The 19760-nt window shown below is 71.6% G+C and carries 18 protein-coding genes; 8 read left to right on the top strand and 10 right to left on the bottom strand.

The features are described 5' to 3' along the window. Nucleotides 1–61 precede the first annotated feature (61 nt). Nucleotides 62–2020 carry an ABC transporter permease gene (locus ACWCP8_RS10760; protein ID WP_451115425.1) on the top strand — a complete coding sequence of 653 codons (1959 nt, stop codon included), beginning with the start codon at nucleotides 62–64 and terminating at the stop codon, nucleotides 2018–2020. Between the two features lies 1 nt (nucleotide 2021). After that, the gene (locus tag ACWCP8_RS10755; protein WP_451115423.1) at nucleotides 2022–2987 is read left to right on the top strand and encodes an ABC transporter substrate-binding protein; all 966 of its coding nucleotides are present in this window, start codon (nucleotides 2022–2024) and stop codon (nucleotides 2985–2987) included. Between the two features lie 317 nt (nucleotides 2988–3304). Here ACWCP8_RS10755 and ACWCP8_RS10750 read toward each other — a convergent pair whose 3' ends face one another. Together ACWCP8_RS10750 and ACWCP8_RS10745 are read right to left on the bottom strand one after the other, a co-directional pair. After that, nucleotides 3305–3814: a hypothetical protein gene (locus ACWCP8_RS10750; protein WP_451115421.1), complete on the bottom strand. Its 510-nt coding sequence runs from the start codon at nucleotides 3812–3814 to the stop codon at nucleotides 3305–3307. 556 nt (nucleotides 3815–4370) lie between these two features. Continuing rightward, nucleotides 4371–4706: a DUF6204 family protein gene (locus ACWCP8_RS10745; protein WP_266999974.1), complete on the bottom strand. Its 336-nt coding sequence runs from the start codon at nucleotides 4704–4706 to the stop codon at nucleotides 4371–4373. A gap of 214 nt (nucleotides 4707–4920) precedes the next feature. Here ACWCP8_RS10745 and ACWCP8_RS10740 point away from each other — a divergent pair, with 214 nt between their 5' ends. Further along, nucleotides 4921–6891, top strand: a complete 1971-nt coding sequence (locus ACWCP8_RS10740; protein WP_451115419.1) for a DUF5107 domain-containing protein — start codon at nucleotides 4921–4923, stop codon at nucleotides 6889–6891. 101 nt (nucleotides 6892–6992) lie between these two features. On the opposite strand, the gene ACWCP8_RS10735 is transcribed toward ACWCP8_RS10740, so the two are convergent. The 3 genes from ACWCP8_RS10735 to ACWCP8_RS10725 form a co-directional block, all read right to left on the bottom strand. Beyond that, on the bottom strand, nucleotides 6993–7346 hold the full coding sequence (locus tag ACWCP8_RS10735) for a VOC family protein (RefSeq protein ID WP_030971888.1): 354 nt from the start codon (nucleotides 7344–7346) through the stop codon (nucleotides 6993–6995). A gap of 63 nt (nucleotides 7347–7409) precedes the next feature. After that, the gene (locus ACWCP8_RS10730; RefSeq protein ID WP_451115417.1) at nucleotides 7410–8219 is read right to left on the bottom strand and encodes a class I SAM-dependent methyltransferase; all 810 of its coding nucleotides are present in this window, start codon (nucleotides 8217–8219) and stop codon (nucleotides 7410–7412) included. Nucleotides 8220–8335: 116 nt separating this feature from the next. After that, nucleotides 8336–9841 carry a phosphatase PAP2 family protein gene (locus ACWCP8_RS10725; protein ID WP_451115415.1) on the bottom strand — a complete coding sequence of 502 codons (1506 nt, stop codon included), beginning with the start codon at nucleotides 9839–9841 and terminating at the stop codon, nucleotides 8336–8338. 81 nt (nucleotides 9842–9922) lie between these two features. On the opposite strand from ACWCP8_RS10725, the gene ACWCP8_RS10720 reads away from it, so the two are divergent. The 3 genes from ACWCP8_RS10720 (at nucleotide 9923) to ACWCP8_RS10710 (ending at nucleotide 12285) form a co-directional block, all read left to right on the top strand. Further along, nucleotides 9923–10513: a TIGR03086 family metal-binding protein gene (locus ACWCP8_RS10720; RefSeq protein WP_451115413.1), complete on the top strand. Its 591-nt coding sequence runs from the start codon at nucleotides 9923–9925 to the stop codon at nucleotides 10511–10513. Nucleotides 10514–10663: 150 nt separating this feature from the next. Continuing rightward, complete coding sequence (locus ACWCP8_RS10715) at nucleotides 10664–11437, top strand: IclR family transcriptional regulator (RefSeq protein ID WP_355998762.1); 774 nt, start codon at nucleotides 10664–10666, stop codon at nucleotides 11435–11437. Nucleotides 11438–11442: 5 nt separating this feature from the next. Next, nucleotides 11443–12285: an SMP-30/gluconolactonase/LRE family protein gene (locus tag ACWCP8_RS10710; protein WP_451115745.1), complete on the top strand. Its 843-nt coding sequence runs from the start codon at nucleotides 11443–11445 to the stop codon at nucleotides 12283–12285. Between the two features lie 40 nt (nucleotides 12286–12325). Here the strand turns inward: ACWCP8_RS10710 and ACWCP8_RS10705 are convergent, their stop codons facing one another. From ACWCP8_RS10705 to ACWCP8_RS10695, 3 genes are all read right to left on the bottom strand, one after another. Continuing rightward, nucleotides 12326–13288, bottom strand: a complete 963-nt coding sequence (locus tag ACWCP8_RS10705; RefSeq protein WP_451115411.1) for a hypothetical protein — start codon at nucleotides 13286–13288, stop codon at nucleotides 12326–12328. Between the two features lie 101 nt (nucleotides 13289–13389). Beyond that, complete coding sequence (locus ACWCP8_RS10700) at nucleotides 13390–14412, bottom strand: zinc-dependent alcohol dehydrogenase (protein ID WP_451115409.1); 1023 nt, start codon at nucleotides 14410–14412, stop codon at nucleotides 13390–13392. Beyond that, nucleotides 14409–15563, bottom strand: a complete 1155-nt coding sequence (locus tag ACWCP8_RS10695) for a mandelate racemase/muconate lactonizing enzyme family protein (RefSeq protein WP_451115407.1) — start codon at nucleotides 15561–15563, stop codon at nucleotides 14409–14411. Before ACWCP8_RS10695 ends, ACWCP8_RS10700 begins: the two co-directional genes overlap by 4 nt. Before the next feature lie 260 nt (nucleotides 15564–15823). Between ACWCP8_RS10695 and ACWCP8_RS10690 the strand changes: the two genes are divergently transcribed. After that, nucleotides 15824–17125, top strand: a complete 1302-nt coding sequence (locus tag ACWCP8_RS10690) for an aminotransferase class I/II-fold pyridoxal phosphate-dependent enzyme (RefSeq protein ID WP_451115405.1) — start codon at nucleotides 15824–15826, stop codon at nucleotides 17123–17125. 107 nt (nucleotides 17126–17232) lie between these two features. Then, nucleotides 17233–18312, top strand: a complete 1080-nt coding sequence (locus ACWCP8_RS10685) for an MBL fold metallo-hydrolase (RefSeq protein ID WP_451115403.1) — start codon at nucleotides 17233–17235, stop codon at nucleotides 18310–18312. Here the strand turns inward: ACWCP8_RS10685 and ACWCP8_RS10680 are convergent. Beyond that, on the bottom strand, nucleotides 18302–18922 hold the full coding sequence (locus tag ACWCP8_RS10680) for a DedA family protein (protein WP_352267276.1): 621 nt from the start codon (nucleotides 18920–18922) through the stop codon (nucleotides 18302–18304). The two genes, ACWCP8_RS10685 and ACWCP8_RS10680, sit on opposite strands and share 11 nt — an antisense overlap. Next, a complete protein-coding gene (locus ACWCP8_RS10675; RefSeq protein ID WP_451115400.1) occupies nucleotides 18919–19701 on the bottom strand; it encodes an MBL fold metallo-hydrolase in 783 nt (260 codons plus the stop codon). Before ACWCP8_RS10675 ends, ACWCP8_RS10680 begins: the two co-directional genes overlap by 4 nt. Between the last annotated feature and the right edge of the window lie 59 nt (nucleotides 19702–19760).

Genomic DNA, 19760 nt, shown 5'->3' with positions numbered 1-19760 from the left:
CCGCGCCGGAATGCCGGGCCGCCGCGCGGGCCTCCTGGCCCACGAGCGTGGGGTGGTCGCGATGACCGCCACTGTCACCGCTCCGCGCACCACCGGGCTGGACGCCTCCACGCCGGCCTCCTCCTTCGCGCGGCACCGCACCGGCGTCGTGCTGGTCGGCGCCCTCGCACTGCTGATACTCGGCGCCTTCCTCATCGGCGGCGGGACATGGCCCGAGAGCCTCACCGTCGATCTGACCGGTCCGCTCGGGGACGTCAGCGACTGGATCATTGACAACCGCGACACCCACCCGCTGTTCCTCTACTTCTTCGGGCACATCAGCAACGCCGTCGTGCTGTCCGTACGCGGCATCTACCTGGTCCTGCTCGCCGCCGGCTGGGCCGGTGTCACGGCCGCCGCCGGTCTGATCGCCTGGCGGGTCGCCGGTGTCCGGCTCGCACTCACCGCCGTCGCCGCGTTCATCCTCTGCGCACTGCTCGGCATGTGGGTGCCCACGATGCAGACCCTCGCGCTGATGGTCGTCGCCGTCCTGGCCTCCGTGATCCTCGGAGCAGTGCTCGGCCTGGCCGCCGGTCTGTCCGACCGCGTCTTCCGCTCTCTGCGCCCGGTACTCGACACCATGCAGGTCATGCCGGCCTTCGCGTACCTGCTACCGGTGGTGCTGGTCTTCGGCATCGGTGTGCCTGCCGCCGTCCTCGCGACCGTCATCTACGCGGCACCTCCGATGGCCCGGCTGACCGCGCTCGGACTGCGCGACGCCGACGCCGGCGTCATGGAGGCCGCGGCCTCGCTCGGCGCGACCGGACGGCAGCGGCTCCTCACCGCCCGGCTTCCGCTCGCCCGCAAGGAACTGCTGCTCGGCCTCAACCAGACGATCATGATGGCCCTGTCGATGGCCGTCATCGCCTCCGTGATCGGCGCGGGCGGCCTCGGTGACCGCGTCTACCAGGCCCTCGCCTCCGTCGACGTCGGCGCCGCGCTCGCCGCCGGCATTCCGATCGTGCTGCTCGCCGTCGTCCTCGACCGGGTCACCGCCGCGGCCGGCAACCGCATCGGCACCGCCCCGCAGGCCCGGCCCGCCTGGTCCGGCTGGGCCGTCGTGATGGCCGGCACTGTCGTCGCCGCCGTCGTGGCGCGGCTCGCCTCCAAGCCGACCTGGCCCGATGCCTGGACGGTCGGCATCGCAGAGCCGGTCAATGAGGCCGTCGGCTGGATGACCGACCACCTCTACTCCGGTGTGCCCGTCATCGGCGGCACGGCGGACTGGGCCGCCCACTTCACCACCTGGATCCTCGATCCGGTACGCGACGGGCTCCAGTGGCTGCCCTGGTGGGCACTGCTCCTGCTGGTCGCCGTACTCGCCATGGTGATCGGCACATGGCGCACCACGCTGACCGCCGTCCTCGCGATGGCCGCGATCGGCGCGCTCGGCGTCTGGGACCCGGCGCTCAACACACTCTCCCAGGTGCTGGCCGGCGTCGCCGTCACCCTGGTGATCGGCTTCGCCGTCGGTATCGCCGCCTCCCGGAGCGAGCGGGTGGAACGCCTGCTGCGTCCGGTGCTCGACGTGTTCCAGACGATGCCGCAGTTCGTCTACCTCATCCCTGTGGTCGCTCTGTTCGGCGTCGGTCGCGCACCGGCGGTGGCTGCCGCCGTCATCTACGCGCTGCCCGCCGTCGTCCGCATCACCACACAGGGAATGAACAGCGTCGACCCCGTCGTCATGGAGTCCTCGCGTTCGCTCGGTGCCACCGGGATGCAGCAGCTGCGCAAGGTCCAGCTGCCGTTGGCCCGCCCGGCACTGCTGCTCGCCGTCAACCAGGGAGTCGTCCTCGTACTCGCCGTCGTCGTCATCGGCGGTCTCGTCGGCGGAGGTGCTCTCGGCTACGACGTCGTGTTCGGCCTCGCCCAGGGCGACCTCGCGACCGGTCTGGTCGCAGGTGCCGCGATCGTCTGCCTCGGCCTGATGCTCGACCGTGTCACGCAGCCGACACAGCGCCGCACCGAAAAGGGGGCCTGACATGGCTCGTCCGCGCACACCTCTGATCGCGCTCGTCTGCGCCGCCGGTCTCGTCGCCGTTGCCGGCTGCGGGGCGGCGGACATGACGCGCCAGCCCTCTCCGTTCGCCAACGCGCAGGGCGCCAGGACCGTGACGCTCTCGGTCCAGTCATGGGTCGGCGCCCAGGCGAACACGGCCGTGGCCGAATACCTCCTCGAACACGAGCTGGGCTACCGCGTCGACACCGTTCAGATCGACGAGGTGCCCGCCTGGGACGCCCTCAGCCAAGGCCGGGTGGACGCCATCCTGGAGGACTGGGGCCATCCGGACCAGGAGGCCCGGTACGTCAAGGACAAGAAGACGATCACGCCCGGCGGGGACCTCGGGGTCACCGGCCACATCAGCTGGTTCGTCCCCACGTACTTCGCCGAGGCGCACCCCGACGTCACCGACTGGAAGAACCTCAACAAGTACGCCGACCAGTTCCGCACCGCCGAGAGCGGCGGCAAGGGCCAGTTGCTGGACGGCTCTCCGTCGTACGTCACCAACGACAAGGCGCTCGTGCAGAACCTCGGCCTGGACTATCAGGTCGTGTTCTCGGGCTCCGAAGCGGCGCAGATCACCCAGATCAAGCAGTTCGCCAAGGAGAAGAAGCCGTTCCTCACCTACTGGTACAAGCCGCAGTGGCTGTTCGAGAAGGTACCGATGACGGAGATCGAACTGCCTCCGTACAAGGATGGTTGCGACGCCGACGCAGAGAAGGTCGAGTGCGCCTATCCGCACACGCCGCTGAAGAAGTACCTCAACGCGCGCTTCGCCGGCAACGGCGGCAAGGCGGCTCAGTTCCTCAAGAACTTCTCCTGGGGCACCGAGGAGCAGAACGAGGTGGCTCTGATGATCGCCGATCAGAAGCTCTCACCTCAGGAGGCGGCAAAGAAGTGGGTCGACGAGAACGAGTCGACGTGGCGCGCCTGGCTGCCCAAGTGATGTCTCCGGGCAGACCGGCAGCCTCCGCAACCGCTCGACTCGGTTGAGGGCGGACGTGCTTGTGGACGACGACCGACCGGAGGCACCTTTGAGCGTCACGAGGCCTGCGCGGTCTCCGATCCGCGGTCTGCTTCGGGCTTGAGCAGCGGGAGTTGGTGCAGGGCGAGCATGCCGCCGATGCCGGGTGGCAACGCCACGACGATGGCGGAGTGATCGCCAGAGGGCGGGAGCCCCTGAGTCCGGGCCACCGGACGGCCACGTGTCGCAGCAGCTCAAAACCAAGATCACCGAACTGGCTGCGCGCTCTGCCCTCTGCGCTACAGGAGGCAGACGTCCGGCAGCAGTGGTAGGTGGAGGTCGATCACGCCGTCACACGTGTCCGGTTTCTGGGGCGCTGAGGGCTTCGGCGTGGGAGGTGGCGGCGTAGTGGCGGGGGAAGCGCCCGGGCCGGGTGCGGTGGTCCCGGGCGGGCCGGGTGCCGTCGTCCGGTCCGGGGCCGGGGTGCCTCCGGTGGGCGGCTCGGTCCGGTCCTCGCCGCCGGAGGCGGGCGTGCTGCTGGTCCCAGGGGTGGGCTCCCCCTCGAGGGGGGCCACCGATCCGGGGCCGGAGAACGCACGCGCGTTGCTGTCGTCATGGGTGGTGCCTGTGTCGTCTCCCTCTTCGGCGGGGCTGTGCTCCGTATCTTGACCGTCCCTTTTCTTGTCCTGGCGGGCGTCCGGGATGGCGCCCGGGGCAGTGGCGGGCGGCGCGGCGGTGGCTGTTTGGGGTGTGCTCCCGCCCGACGTCAGGGCGTGCGCGCCGACGATGGCGACGGTGGCGGCTGTCACCGTGATGGTGGCCGTGCGATGTCCCCTCCAGGCAGACCGGGCTCGGTCACCGAAGGAGGCGAGAAGGGCGGCTGCACCGCCGCTGCGGCGGACCGGCCCCTCCGGGGCGTCAGAGGCAGCTACAACGGACGTTCGGCCAAGCGGCGTTGCTGCAATCCTCTGTGCGGCTACCTTTGCGCGCAGCTGGGTGATGGTCTCTCGACTTCTCTGGTGCGCCCAGTGGAGGAGGAATACCGCCAGGGCGACGGCCCCCAGAATTCCGGCCAGTACAAGATCCGCCACGGCTGCCCCCAAGACACTGAATTGTGACCTTGGGTACATGCTTGTTTTCCCAGGGTATCTTTTTTGGGCATATTCGAATCCGTGACCCGACCGTGACGGGGTCACAGCGACCTGCGCGTCGAGCAGGCCGGCGACAACCAGCGGACGGTCGACGCGATCGTCATCGACACCGGACGCCAGGACGCCCGGGAAGCAGCCCAACGCTTCGTCGCGTTCAATGGGCAGTAGCCCACCCGCCCCGGCCCCCGACGCGGTGTCGCGCCGAGTCCGCCGCTCAGCGCCCCTTGTAGTTGATCTTCATGGTGTCCATGTCCGTCGCGGTGGAGCGCAGCCGTCCGTAGCCGTACCCGTGCTCCTTCAGCGTCGTCTCCGCCCGGTCCTCGGCGATCGCGGATGCCATCTCTTCGCCGTCCTCGGCGTCCGACACGACCACGTACCGGAAGCTGAAGTGCTTGAGCACCGTGTCGTAGGTGAGCGAACCCTCCTCGGTGAACTGCATGGCCTCCAGGCCGTGCTGCTCCACCTCGGCCAGCAGGCGGGCGCGGGCCTCGTCCGTGAGGCCCTCCCAGGTGCCGCGCACGATCACTCGGTAGGTGTGCTGGGTGCTCATCCCGTTCTGCCGCCTCTGTCGCATGAACCGTTGAGGATCAAGGCTACGACGGCGAGGGTGAGACGCACGCGGAATATTGTCGGCGTCGACGCCCGTAGCGGCCTTTGCCGAAGTCTGACGGCGACGCCCCTGGTCGGGGCGGCTTCGAGAGTGTTCCATGGTCATCGGGGGGCGCCCGGACCTGCGGCGGCCCGCGCGAGGGAGCGAGGTTGCTTTGGCCACGACCGTACGACGTGCCGTACTGACTCTGCCCGCCGCACCGCTGGGCCCGGAAAACCCGCTGCCCGCGCTGCGGCCGCTCGACGAGATGCATGTCGTCGACGACCGTGACCGGGCCGGGCTGCCGCGCGACATGGCGCGGCAGATCGGCTACGAGCCGCTGACCACCGTCCTGCCGGTGCGCATTCTCGACGGGTACGGGCGCGAGCGGACCCCCACCGACCTGGACGCGATCGTCATCGAGAACGACCGGCTCCGGGCCACCGTCCTGCCCGGGCTCGGCGGCCGGATCCACTCCCTTCACCACAAGCCGACCGGTCGGGAGCTGCTCTACACCAACCCCGTCCTGCAGCCTGCCGACTTCGCTCTCAACGGCGCCTGGTTCTCCGGCGGCATCGAGTGGAACATCGGTGCGACCGGCCACACCACACTGTCCTGCGCCCCGGTGCACGCCGCCCGCGTCCCCGCACCCGACGGTGGTGAAATGGTCCGGCTCTGGGAGTGGGAGCGGCTGCGCGACCTGCCGTTCCAGGTGGACCTGTGGCTGCCGGAGGACTCCGACTTCCTCCATGTCGGGGTACGGATACGCAACCCGCACGAGCACACCGCGCCCGTCTACTGGTGGTCCAACATCGCCGTCCCCGAGGGCGCACGGTCCCGGGTCCTGGCCCCTGCCGACGAGGCCTGGCACTTCGGCTACGAGCGGACCCTGACCCGGGTGCCCGTGCCGGAGACCGGTTCCGTCGACCGTACTTACCCGCTGCGCAGCGACTTCCCCGCCGACTACTTCTACGAGGTGCCCGACGGCACCCGCCGCTGGATCGCCTCCCTCGACGGGGACGGTCACGGACTCGTCCAGACCTCCACCGACCTGCTGCGCGGACGCAAGCTGTTCCTCTGGGGCAGCGGGCCCGGCGGGCGACGGTGGCAGGAGTGGCTCACCGAACCCGGCACCGTCGGCTACGCGGAGATCCAGGCCGGACTCGCCCGTACCCAGCTGGAGCACATCCCGCTCGAACCCGGCGCGGAGTTCAGCTGGCTGGAGTCGTACGGACCGCTGACCGCCGACCCCGGTGTCGTGCACGGCGACGACTGGGCCGCGGCCCGCGCCGAGACCGAGCAGCGCCTCGCCGAAGCCCTGCCGCGCGCCGACGTCGACGCCGCGTACGCGGCCTGGCGCCCGCACGCCGACACCGAGCCCGGCGAGTCCCTCGCCACCGGCTCCGGCTGGGGCGCCCTCGAAGTCCGGCGCGGCAAGTACCTGCTCCCGGGCACACCGTTCGCCGAGTCCACCCTCGGCGAACAGCAGGCACCCTGGCTGCACCTGCTCGATCAGGGCGCCTTCCCCGAGCCGCGCCGTGTGACGCCCCCCGGACCCTCGCTTGTCTCCGCACACTGGCGCGACATGCTGGAGACGGCATCCGCCGAACCCCTCACCGAGTACCACCTCGGCGTCGCCCAGTGGCATGCCGGCGACCGCGCCCAGGCGGTCCGCAGCTGGGAGCGCGGTCTGGCCCTCGCCCCGTCCCGCTGGCCGCTGCTGCGCTGCCTTGCCGTCGCCGCCCAGGAGGGCGGCCAGCGGAACAGGGCCGCCGACCACTACGCCGAGGCGTTCGAGGACCTCTGCGCGGAACGCCGGGACGACGGCGAAGCCTGGACGGCCGCCACCACCGCCCTCGGCCATGAGGTGGTCGAGGCGCTGCTGGCGGCCGGGCGGACCGACGAGGCGCGCACTGTCTGGGCCGGGCTGCGCCCGGCGATCCGGCAGCGCGGCCGGTTCCGCCTGCTGGAGGCCCGGCTTCTGCTCGCCGAGGGCGACCGTGCGGCGGCCCGTGCCGTCTTCGACGAGGGCTTCGAGGTCGCGGACCTGCGGGAGGGGACGGAGATCCTGGACGAGGTCTGGTCGGCGCTCACCGACGAGCCACTGCCCGACGCGTACAACTACCGTATGCGCCCGAAGAGTTGACCGGCCACACGCTGGAGTGAGCCGCCCACGTGCGAACCGGCGGGTGAGGTGCCGGCGCGCGTGGCTACGGAGCGGCGTCAGGAGTTGCGGAACCTGCCGGATCAGGCCGGCAGGTTCCGGTCGACGTACTCGAAGACCGAGCCGTCCGGGTGGACCGCGATCAGGTTCCGGCCGACCGGGGTCGGCACCGGGCCCGCGAGTATCCGGGCGCCGACGCGGGTGAGCGACTCATGCGCGTCGTCGACGTTCTTCACCGCGATCGTCGCCGTGACCTTGCGCAGGATCTCCAGCTCCGACTCGGGGCCACTCATCAGCAGAAAGCAGCTGATCGCGGCGACCGAGACACCGCCGCGCTCGAAGCGCAGCGCCGGACTGGCCGTGAGGTCCTCGTAGAAGGCCACCGCGGCCTCCAGGTCGTCGACGCAGATGCGCAGCGTGGTTCCCAGGATTTCCATGCGGAACAGGGTAGTTGGCGGGGTCGCGTCCTGTGATCGATTCCCGTGGCCGGCCCGGCTGCGTCAGGCGCGGCAGAGCACTTCGCCGTGCGGGACCATGAACCATGCGTCGTCCTGCTCACCCCAGGTGCGCCAGGCCGCCGCGATGTCGTTCAGCTGCTCGGTGGTCGCATGGCCACCGTCCACGGCCAGCTTCGCGTACACCGAGCCGACCGTACGGTCCGCCCACAGACCGCTCCACCAGACCCGGTTCTCCGGCGTGGCGAAACACCAGGCGGCGGCGGACGGCGTGATGTCGGTGAAGCCGGCCTGCCGGGCCCAGGAGAGCAGCCGCCGGCCCGCGTCCGGCTCGCCGCCATTGGCGCGGGCCACCCGCCCGTACAGCTCCAGCCACGCGTCCATGACCGGCACTTCAGGGAACCAGGCCATCGCCGCGTAGTCGCTGTCGCGGGCCGCGACGATGCCGCCGGGGCGGCAGACCCTCCGCATCTCGCGCAGCGCCTGCACCGGGTCGCCCACATGCTGCAGCACCTGGTGGGCGTGCACGACGTCGAAGGAGTCGTCGGGGAAGTCCAGGTCGTGCACGTCGGCGGTGGTGAACTCGATTTTGTCCAGGCCGCGTTCGGCAGCGACCTGGGCGGCCCGGTCCAGGATCTCGCCGGAGGTGTCCACGGCAGTCACCCGGCCGGGGGCGACCAGCGCCGCCAGATCCGCGGTGATGGTGCCCGGACCGCAGCCGACGTCCAGCACCGCCATGCCGGGCCGGAGTTCGCCGATCAGATAGGCCGCCGAGTTGGCGGCGGTGCGCCAGCGGTGCGAGCGCAGCACCGACTCGTGGTGGCCGTGCGTGTAGACGGCGGTCTCCTTCGGCATGGCTGTGCGTCCTCTCCCGGAGCGTGATGCGAAGCACTGAGCGTGGCACCAACGGTACGCCGAGATGTCGGACTCTGAGATGGACGTCTTGGTATCTGGACGACCCACTTGGTGGCTCACACGAGCATCGGGCAGTAGACGGTCAGCGCCTCCGGAAGCTTGTCGATCACCAACTCCCTCTGGCTGTGCGCTACTTCGCCGTCGTACGCATAGGGTGTGCCAGGGGTCAGGCCGGCGATCCGCACCCTGCGAAGCCGGACCGCCGCATGAACGGGGGAGCGGGTCAACGGGCCCGCAACCGCAGCCGCGAGGAGGCGAAGGCCGGGTGTGCGGCCGCCGTGCACCGCCCGGACGTCCAGCAGTCCGTCCGCGAGGTTGTGGCGTCGGCCCGGTGCCGGGCCCACCCGCCGAAACAGGCCGTTACCCACGAACAACAGCCACAACGGCCGCCGCTCCCCCTGCAGTTCGGCTTCCAGCGGGCGATCGCCGCGCAGTACATGGAGCGCGGCCAGGACGCCTGCCGGCCAGCCGCCGATACGTGGTGCCCAGTGCTCGCGGGTCCGTACCAGCTCGGGATAGGCGCCCAGGCTGAAGGCGTTGAGGAAGTAGCCCGGCGCGCCGGTCGGCCCGTCCGGCCCCGGCCGGAAGCGGCCGAGGTCCACCCGTACCGCATCGCCCGCGGCCAGCGCGGCACATACGTCGTCCACCGTCTCGATGCCCAGGTCGTAGGCGAAGTGGTTGAGGGTTCCGCCGGGGAACACCGCGAGCGGCACACGGTGCGCGGCGGCGACGGCAGCGGCGCTGTTGACCGTGCCGTCGCCCCCGCAGATCCCGAGCGCATGGCCCTGTCCGGCAGCCTTCTCCAGTTCGGCGGAGAGCTCGCCGGGCGCGCACTCCACCACCTCGGCGAGCGGCAGCGAGTCCCGCACCAGCGAGGCCGTGGCCGTCGCCGAGCCGGACTCCTGGTTGACGACGACCACCAGGCCCCGGCCGCCCGGCAGGGCGGGCGCATGGGCGGGTGGTCTGCCCGGCGCGGGCAGCTGTCCTCGCGTCGGTACGACACCGCGCAGCGCGAACGCGGCTCCTATGCCGAGCGCCGCACCGGCCAGCACATCACTCGGATAGTGGACCCCCGTATAGACGCGGGAAGCGGCGACCGCCAGCGCGAGCGGGGCGACCGCCGCACCCCAGCCCTTCGATTCGAGGGCGACGCCCGTCGCGAAAGCCGCCGCCGACGCGGCATGACCGGACGGGAAGGAGGTGGTGAACGGCTGGCGCGTGAGCCGCCGTATCACCGGTACGGCGTCCAGTACCGGCCGCTCCCTGCGCACTGCACCCTTCCCCACGGTGTTGATCGCGGCCGAGGCCACGGCCAGCGAGACCACCCCGCGGAGCGCGGCGCGCCGGGCCCGGGCGCTGCCGCCGAGTGCCGCCATGCCCGCCGCGGCACCGAACCACAGCAGCCCGTGATCGGCACTGCGGCTCAGCCGCGGCAGTACGGGGCCGGCGCCCGGCCAGTGCCGGCCGGCCACGCTCCGGAAGACGGCGAGATCGCGCCGGTGCAGCCAGGTACGGAGTCCGGTGGGCGAGGGGACTGAGGACGCGTTGCTCGGAGACGACATGGGACTGCGGATACCCTTTTCGGCCGCGCCGAAGCAGCAGACGCGCTCGCGCGCGGCTCTCCGGACGGAGACAGTGGTCACATGTCATCTCACCATTCCTCCGTCCGCGACCTGCTCGACCGGCACGCCGCGGCACTCCAGCTCTTCACGGACCGGGTGCATGCCGTGCGCGACGACCAGTGGTCCGCATCGACGCCGTGCACCGAGTGGTCCGTCCGCGATCTGGTCACCCATCTCACGTCCGAGCAGCTGTGGGTCCCACCGCTGCTGACGGAGGGCCGTACCGTCGCCGAGGTCGGTGACGCCTTCGACGGCGATGTGCTGGGCGACGACCCGGTCACCGTGTGGGACCGTGCGGCGGCAGAGGCCCGCGACGCCTTCGCCGCCCCCGGAGCGCTGAAGCGGACCGTGAATCTCTCGTACGGGGACAGCGCCGCCGACGCCTACTGCGCGCAGATGGTGAGCGACGCGGTGGTGCACTCCTGGGACCTCTCCCGGGCGATCGGCGCCGACGAACGGCTGCCGGCGGATCTCGTCGAGTTCACCCGGCGTGAGGTCGGGCCGTACGTGAAAGCTCTGTCGCAGACAGGCCTGTTCGCCCCGCCCGTCAAGACCGAGAAGGGCGCAGACCCGCAGACCGAGCTGCTCGCGCTGCTCGGGCGGCAGGTCTGAACAAAGAGGTGGTAAACGGGTCACATCGGCGAATCGGCGGGGCATCGGGACGGGTCGGCGGCATTGCCGTCACAAGTGCGCTACGACTAGCCTGTGTTCGCGATTCCGGCCAATGGTCGGAGTGTCGAACGCGAGAGGTGGGTGCACAACATGGGGCGACTCGTCCCTGCGGTGACCAGAGCCCTGGACGTACTCGAACTCTTCCTCCACGGCGACGGAACACTCTCCGCGCCCGAGGTCACCCGCAAACTCCAGCTGCCGCGCACCACCGTTCACGAGCTGCTGACCACCCTCGCCGCCCGCTCGTACCTGGTGGCGCTCCCGGACCAGCCCGGCCGCTACCGCCTCGGTGTCCGCACCTATCAGCTGGGCAGTCGGTACGCCGAGCAGCTCGACCTCGCCGCCGAGGGACAGCAGGTGGCCCGCGAAGTCGCCGAGACCTGTGGCGAGACGGTCCATGTGGCGATCCTGGAGGACACCGACGTCATCTATATCGCCAAGGTGGACTCCACCCATGCGGTACGGATGGTCTCGGCGGCCGGACGCAGGCTGCCCGCCCACTGCACCTCTGTCGGCAAGATGCTGCTCGCCACCCTGCCCGACCGGGAGCTCGACGCCCGGCTCGACGGCCGCGAACTCACCGGCATGACCCCCAACAGCATTACGGACCCTGCCGAGTTGCGGACCGTGCTCGCCGGCGTGCGGGAGCGGGGTATTGCGGTGGAGCACCGTGAGTCCAACCCGGATGTGAGCTGTGTGGCGGCTCCGGTACGGGACCGGGCGGGCCGGGTCGTCGCCGCGCTCTCCATCTCCGTACCGATGATCCGCTGGAACGAGAAGCGCGAGCAGGAGCTGGCGGTCCTCGCGGCGGACGGCGCCGACGCCCTCTCCGCCCGTCTCGGACACCACCGGAGGGAGCGGTGAGCGGGATGCGCCTCGACGTGGCCGTGCGGGAGCAGGCCGAGCTCGGCGAGGGCCCGACCTGGGACCCGGCGACCGGTCGGCTGATCTGGGTCGACATCCTCTCCGCCCGCGTCCACACGTACGACCCGGTGAGCGGCCGCCGCACGGTCATGGCCACCGAGCAGCATGTCGGAGCGGCGAAGCCGCGCGCGGGCGGCGGGCTGGTCGTCAATCTGCGCGACGGCATCGGACTCTACGACCCCGACGGTGCCTTCCGCTGGCTGGTGCACGACCCCGAGCCCGGGCGGCGCGGCAACGATGCGGCCGTGGCGCCTGACGGGGCGCTGTGGGCGGGCAGCATGCGCTACAACGAGGCGGAGGTCGGCGGCAGCCTGGCCCGCATCGCACCCGACGGCACGGTCACCCCGGTGCTGCCCGTAGTGGCCTGCAGCAATGGCATCGGGTGGAGCCCGGACGGGCGGCTCATGTACTACATCGACACCCCGACGCGCCGCATCGACGTCTTCGACTTCGACGGCCGGCGCGCCCTGAACCGGCGGCCGTTCGTGACGGTCGAGGAGGGTGCGGGTTTCCCCGACGGGATGACGGTCGATGCCGACGGATACGTATGGGTCGCCCTGTGGGACGGAGGGGCGCTGCGTCGCTACACGGCCGACGGCGCGCTGGACAGGACCGTCGCACTGCCGGTGCGGCGCCCGACGGCCTGTGCCTTCGGCGGTACGGACCTGCGCGACCTGTACATCTCCACGGCCCGGACGGGGCTCGTCGCCCCGCACCCGCTGTCCGGTTCGCTGTTGGTGCTGCCGGGCGCGGGGCAAGGGATGCCGGGGACGGCCTTCGCGGGCTGAATCGGGCGGGGAGCTTCGAGGAACTCGGCCGCGCTGCGCGCTACTCGCTCGTGAAGCGGCGCAGCGGGCCGGGCAGCCGGGAGCCGAGCGGCGACATGTTTGTGCCGGCGCCGTGCCGGGCCAGCAGGTCGAGGGCCAGCTGCCCCCGACGCACCCGCTCTCGGGCCGTGTCCAGCGCGACATCACGCAGATGCGCGCCGTACGGATATATGCCGGGCGCCCTGGACAGGCCGAACTTGAGATAGATCGGGGCGCCGCGGCGGATCAGCTCGGCCGCCTCGTACATCCGCACATAGCCGCCGAGGTCGTCCGGCGCCTCGATGTAGAGGTCCATCGGTGCGCCCGACACCCGTCGGATCTCGGTGAAATGAGCAAGTGTCAGGTCGGACGGAATATTGATCGAGTCGGCGCCGAGCCCCTCGTGGACCGCGAAGGAGGCCGGGTTCACCGGCCCGATGAGCGCCGACACCTTGAATGTCGTATCGGCGGGCAGCACGCCCCGGGTACGCAGCCGGTGCAGTGTCCAGAGCACCCCTTCGTCGGCGACGAGCAGACATTTCACACCCAACTCGGATGCCCGCAGGGCGTCTTCGACGCAGCCGGCCAGTGCGTCATGGCCGCGGGCACGCAGCCCCGCCCCGCCCGAGTCGGTACGGGTGGCGGCGCCCGTGTCCCAGCTTCCGCGCGGTCCGGTGAACAGGCAGAGTTCGACGCTGCGTTCGGCGCACCCCTCGACCATCTCGGTGATCTCGGCGTCGCTGAGCATCCAGATGCCGCTGCCCTGGCTGATCCGGTGGATCGGTACATCGAGCCGGGAGGACTCCTTGAGGACGACGGAGAGGGCCTCCGGGCCTTCGACGGACGGGACCTCGGTCCGCCAGGTGCCACCGTCGGGGAAGGCGTACGGGGAGGTGTCGGCCGGGTCGGCGGCGGGCGCGCCCAGCCCGAGCTCGGTGAGCGCGGGCTCGCCGGGGCGACGGGCGGGGGAGTCGGACGAGGTCATGAGCGACCTTTCGTGTTCGATATATCGGACGAGGTTCGGGTGGACGTGTGTGGGGCGGTATCGGTGCGTGGTGTGAGGAGAGCGGTGGGGCCGAAGGGGCTCTAAGGGCGCAGCAGCACCTTGCCCGTCCCGGAACCGCCGCCGCCGACCAGCGCCACGGCATCCGCGAACCGCTCCAGCGGGAACTCGTGAGTGATCAGCGCCGCCGGATCGAGCAGCCCGGCCGTGAACGCCCGCACCGCATAGGACCAGGCCGCCGACGGCGCCCCGAACACGCTGCGCACGGTGAGCTGGCTCAGCGACAGATGCACCGGATCGATACCGGTGGCACCCGGCGCGAACATGCCCGTGAGCACCACCCGGCCGCCGCGCCGCGCCAGCAAGCAGGCGTCGGCGGCGGTGGACGGCGCGCCCGCCGTCTCCACGATCAGGTCGTAGCGGCCGTGCACCTCGGTGGCCTCCTTCGGGGTCCGGGCTTCGCTCGCCCCGAACGCCAGGGACTGGCCTGCCCGTTCGTCCCGTGGGTCGATCACCGTCAGCTCTCCGGGGGACATGGCGGAGAGCAGCTGCACGGCGAGCAGCCCGAGCGTCCCCGCACCCACGACGGCGATGCGCTCACCCGGTTCGGGTGTCCCGGCCCGTACGGCCGCAGCGACCACCGCTGCCGGTTCCAGCAGGGCGGCGGCCCGCAGATCCGCGTCGTCGGCCAGCGGGTGCAACAGCCGTGCGGGGACCACGACATGGTCGGCGAACGCCCCGGGCCGGGTGAACCCCGTCTCGTCGTACCCCGCCGTGCACAGCGACGTCTCCCCGCTCCGGCACCGCTCGCATCTGCCGCAGGACCGGAAGCCCTCGGCGACCGTCCGGCGGCCGAGCAGCGCCGGATCGACGCCTGCGCCCAGGGCGTCGACCACCCCGGACCATTCGTGGCCGGGCACCACCGGGTAGCGGACATAGGCGGGGTCGCGATGGCCGTCGTACACCTCGCGGTCGCTCATGCAGATCCCGGCCGCGGCGACCCGCACCCGGACCTCACCGGGACCGGGCTCGGGAACGGGGCCGCTGGTCAGCCGGTGCTCGCCGGGCCGCTCGACCGTGACCGACCGTGAGCGGGTGCTGCTCACTTGGGCTGCCGCCTCTCCCAGCCGTCCGCCCACAGATCGAACCGGGCCTGCTGCTGCGGGAATTCGGCGGCCGCGTCCACGTCGAGCTCCACGCCGAGGCCCGGAGCGTGGGAGAGCTCGAAGCAGCCGGTTGCGGGGTCCACCTGCGGGGCGCCCTTGACGACCTTCTTGATGTCGGCGTCCGCGAAGTCGTTGAAGTGTTCGAGGATTTTGAAGTTGGGAGTGCAGCCCGCGAGTTGGAGACTGGCGGCGGTCAGCACCGAGCCGCCCACATTGTGCGGTGCGATCAGCGTGTAGTGGGTCTCGGCGGTCGCGGCGAGCTTGCGGGCCTCCAGGATGCCGCCGATGTGGCCGACGTCCGGCTGGATGATGTCGGCCGCCTGTGACTCGAAGAGCTCACGGAACTCGATCCGGTCATGGATGCGTTCACCGGTCGCGATCGGCATATCGACCTTGCCGGCGACCTTGCTCAGCGCCTTGAGGTTCTCCGGCGGCACCGGTTCCTCCAGCCAGGCCGGACGGAACGGTGCCATCTCGTGGGCGATCCGTACGGCGGTCGACGGGCTGAACCGGCCGTGCATCTCCAGCATCAGCTCGGCGTCGGGGCCGATGGCGTCCCGTACGGCCTCGATCAGCGACACCGCGTACCGGGTCTCCTGCTGCCCCAGCTCGAAGTGGCCGGTCCCGAACGGGTCGATCTTCAGGGCGCGGTAGCCGCGCTCGACGACGGCCCGCGCCGCCTTGTGGTACGCCTCCGGGGTGCGCTCGGTGGTGTACCAGCCGTTCGCGTACGCCCTGACCCGCTCGGTGACCTGTCCGCCGAGCAGCTGCCAGACGGGGACGCCGAGCGCCTTGCCCTTGATGTCCCAGCAGGCCATCTCGACGACCGCGATGCCGGACATCACGATCTCTCCGGCCCGGCCGTAGTCGCCGTACTTCATCCGGCGTATGAGGTCCTCCACGGCGAACGGGTCGGAGCCGGCGATGTGGTTGGTCTCCGCCTCGCGCAGGTAACCGATCAGTGCGTCGGTGCGGCCGAGCATCCGGGTCTCGCCGACACCGGTGAGCCCCTCGTCCGTATGGACTTGGACGTAGGTGAGGTTGCGCCAGGGGGTGCCGACGACGTGTGTGCTGATTCCGGTGATGCGCACGGGAGTTGCCCCTCGACGTGTTCGATATTTCGTCACTCGTTCGAAATTCTGGCGTGACCGTAATGACGCGGCGGGCCGAGTGTCAATGGGGCCGTCGGGTCCCGGTGCCATTCCCGGTCGGGAGGGTGCTCCCGGTCGGCCGGCCCGCCCGGGGGCGGCCGGTGTGTCGCCCGGCCGGGCAAGCGGTGTCGCTCAAACCTCCGTATAAAGGGCCCTGAGGACGAGACAGGGTGACGGAGCGACAGCGAAGGAGGCCCGGGATGGCGCGGGAGCGGGCCGAGCGGGCCGAGCGGGCCGGGCAGGACGGGGCTGCGGGACCGGCCGGGAGTGGCGCCGGGCGGGCCGCCGTCCGGCCCCTTCGGGAGGACCGCGGGCCCGTTCGGTACGGGCCGCCCGCCCCTGATCCGGGGCTGCCGGTGCTGCCCGAACTGGCCGGCGTGCTCGCCGCCGCGGCCGGGCGCAGCGAGCCCGAACCGACCGGCGGCGGCGAAGCCCTGCGCGAGGCGGCCGCCGCCTACTGGATCCGGCGCGGACTGCGCGGCGGACCGCAGCACATCGCCGCCGCCCCCGGCGCCTCACCCCTGCTGCTCGCCCTGATCGCCGCACACGGTGGCGATGTCCTCATGCCGCGCCCCTGTCCCCCCACCTGGATCCCGCAGGCCCGGCTGCTGGGCCGGCCCGCCTACCATGTGCCGACCCCGGCCGAGTGCGGCGGCGTGCCCGATCCGTACGCGCTCCTCGAGACCGTACGCAGAGTGCGCGCCGAGGGCGGCAGACCCCGGCTCCTGCTGATCTCCGTCGTCGACGACCCGACCGCCACGGTCGCGCCGCCGGAGCTCGTGCGCGAGGCGTGCGAGGCCGCGGTCGCCGAGGGGATGCACATCGTCAGTGACGAGACCTGGCGCGACACCCTGCACCGGCCGCACGACACCGTCCTGCTCAGCCCCGCAGAGATGTGCCCCGAGGACGTCACCGTCGTCTGTGATCTGGCCGGTGCGCTGACTCCGTCCGCCTGGCCGGTCGCGGTCGCCAGATTCCCGGACACCGAACGGGCGGCGGCGCGGCACGCCCGCACCCTCGACATCCTCACCGCGCTCGGCGCCCTCGTCGCGGGACCGGTGGCTGCCGCGGCCGCCCATGCGCTGCGTGAACCGGAGCCCGTCACGGCGCGGGTCCGCCTGGCCGCCGGGCTGCAGGCGCAGGTCGCGGCCGCGGCCCACCGGGCGGTGCTCGCCTCGGGGGCGCTGGCCAGACCCCCGCAGGCCGGCCGTCATCTCTACGCCGACCTCGGCCCTCTCCGGTCCCGGCTGGCCACCCAAGGTGTCACGGACTCCCTGGAACTGGAGGAGTACCTCACCGAACGCCTCGGCGCTCCCACCCCGGGAGGCCACCGCTTCGGCGACGAACTGGGTGCGCTGCGGGTGCGGCTGGGCACCGGGCCGCTGCTGGGCTCGACGCCGGAGCAGCAGATGGAGTCCCTCACTGCGGTGGAGCCCCTCGAATTGCCGCACGTCGCCCGAGCGCTGAGCATTTTCACAGCAGCTCTCGGCGAACTCCACTGACGACGGCATACCCGACGGCGTCCCCGATGGCCTGCGCGACGCCGTACCCGCGGCGCCGCACCCGCGATGGCCCACTCGACGCCGCACTCCGAGACGGGAGTCCCTCGATGACGGAACAGACCGAGCGCTCCCTCGACGGGCCCGCGCGCCCGGCTCCCCTCGGCCGGATCGTGTCACCGCGCCCCCTCGGCGAGGTGAGGGTCTGGCCCGACACGTTCGCCGACCGGCTCACCGCGCCGCTCCCTAGTGTCAGGGGCATGACCAGGCTGGCCCATGAGCGCACCGTACGGCCCGACGCGGAGGGACTGCGCGGCGTCCACCGGCTCCCGTACGCCCCCGGACCGCTGCCCGACACCGACGCGGGCACGACCACCGTGACGTGGGTCGGACATGCCAGCTGGATCGTCCGGACCGGCGGGCTGACCATCCTCACCGACCCCGTCTGGTCCCGCCGTATCCTCGGCACACCCGCCAGGATCACGCCCGTCGGCGTCCGCTGGGAGGATCTGCCGACGGTCGACGCGGTGGTCATCAGTCACAACCACTACGACCATCTCGACGCCCCCACCCTGCGCAGACTGCCGCAGGACACCCCGCTCCTCGTCCCCGCCGGTCTCGGCCGATGGTTCCGTCGCCGCCGCTTCTCCTGCGTCACCGAGCTCGACTGGTGGGAGTCGGCGGTGCTGAACGGCGTCCGCTTCGATTTCGTGCCCTCCCACCACTGGTCGAAGCGGACCCTCACCGACACCTGCCGCTCACTGTGGGGCGGATGGATCATCAACGGCATCGGCGTTGGCGGCGGACAGCGGGTCTACTTTGCCGGGGACAGCGGCTACGGGCACTGGTTCACGGAGATCGGCCGCCGCCACCCCGGGATCGATCTGGCCCTGCTGCCGATCGGGGCGTACGAACCGCGCTGGTGGCTCGGCGACGTACACACCGATCCGGAAGAGGCCGTGCAGGCGTACGAGGATCTCGGCGCCCGCGCGATGGCGCCGATGCACTGGGCGACGTTCCTGCTCTCGGCGGAGCCCGTACTCGAACCGCTCACCAGGCTCCATGCCGCCTGGCAGCGGGCCGGCCATCCGCGCGAACACCTCTGGGACCTGCCGATCGGTGGCTCCCGGGTGCTGGACGGGGCCCGCACCCCGCGCTCACCGCAGCCGCCCCAGGGCTTCAGCGGCTGAACCGGGCCCGCGCCCTGCGCCACACCGCGGGCGCCCCGCTGATCAGCAGCGTCAGGCCGACCGCCGCGACCACGCCCTGCCACGGCTCGGGGAACAGCGAACCGCCCAGAATGCCGATCAGCTGATACGTCGCCGCCCACGCCAGACAGGCCGGCACATCCCCCCGGGCGAACCGGCGCATCGGCATCCGGCCCAGCAGGCACGCCAGCATCACCGGAATCCGCCCGGCCGGCACCAGCCGCGACAGCACGAGCACCACCGAACCGTGCTCGTCCAGCTTCTGCTGCGCCTGGGCCAGGCGCTCCGGCGCCGCCCGGTCGCGGATCGCCTGCAGCCACTTCGAACCGTTCCTGGACCGCACCCCGCGCTGCCCCAGCCAGTACAGGCAAATGTCCCCGAGGAACGCCGCCGAGGACGCCACCGCGAACACCACCAGCAGCGCGAACGGGTCCGTCTGATGGAACGCCACCACGGCCGCCGAACTCACCAGCGCCCCGGTCGGAACCACCGGCACCAGAGCACCCAGCGCCACCAACAGGAACAGGGACGGATAGCCGACGGCCTGCTGTGTCGACTCAGGGGGCAGCTGCCCCACGACCTCCTGGATCACCTGGCGGCCTCCGGCCGCACATGCTCCCCGTGGGCCAGCCGGTGCACCGTCACGTCCGGTGCCAGCAGAGCCGCCTGACGGACGAACTCGTCGCCCGGTGAGTGGAACTCGTGGGGCCGGACCCCGTCCATCCCGATCGGCCAGTACGTGCCGTAGTGCACCGGCACGGCCGATCGCGGTGCCAGCCGGGCCAGGGCCTGGGCGGCACGGCCCGCGTCCAGATGGCTGTGGCCCAGATACGGGCCCCAGCCGCCGACCGGCAGCAGCGCCACGTCCACCGGACCGACCGCCTCCGCCATCTCGTCGAACAGTCCGGTGTCCCCGGCGAAGTACGTGCGCGCCTCGCCCTCGACGACATAGCCCAGCGCGGGCGAACGGTGCGGGCCCACCGGCAGCCGCCGCCCGTCGTGCTGTGCGGGGACGGCCCGGACCCGCACGCCGCCGACCTGCACCTCGTCACCGGCCGCCACCTCGGTGATCCGCAGCCCGCGCACCCGACGCAGCATCCGCAGCCCCGGTACGGAACGGACGGCGCCGAGCGGCACGATCAGCCGGCTGCCGGGCGCGAGGCAGGCCAGTGACGGCAGATGCAGATGGTCGGAGTGCAGATGGGAGATGAGGACGACATCGGCGACGGTGGCCTCGGGGCCCGGGAGCGCGCCGCGGCGGCGGCGCAGGTGGGCGAGGCGGCGCACGAAAAGGGGGTCGGTCAGGACACGGACTCCGGAGTCCTCGATGGTGCAGGTGGCATGACCCCACCAGGTGACTTCCACCGGCACCGTTGCCTCCTCGCCCGTGGTTCCCGCTGTCCGGCCCTGGCCATGAGCGTAATGCCGGA

It is taken from the genome of Streptomyces sp. NPDC002206 (assembly GCF_053593595.1).
The sequence above is the reverse complement of the archived record's forward strand: the minus strand, read 5'-3'. Positions and strand labels throughout refer to the sequence as shown.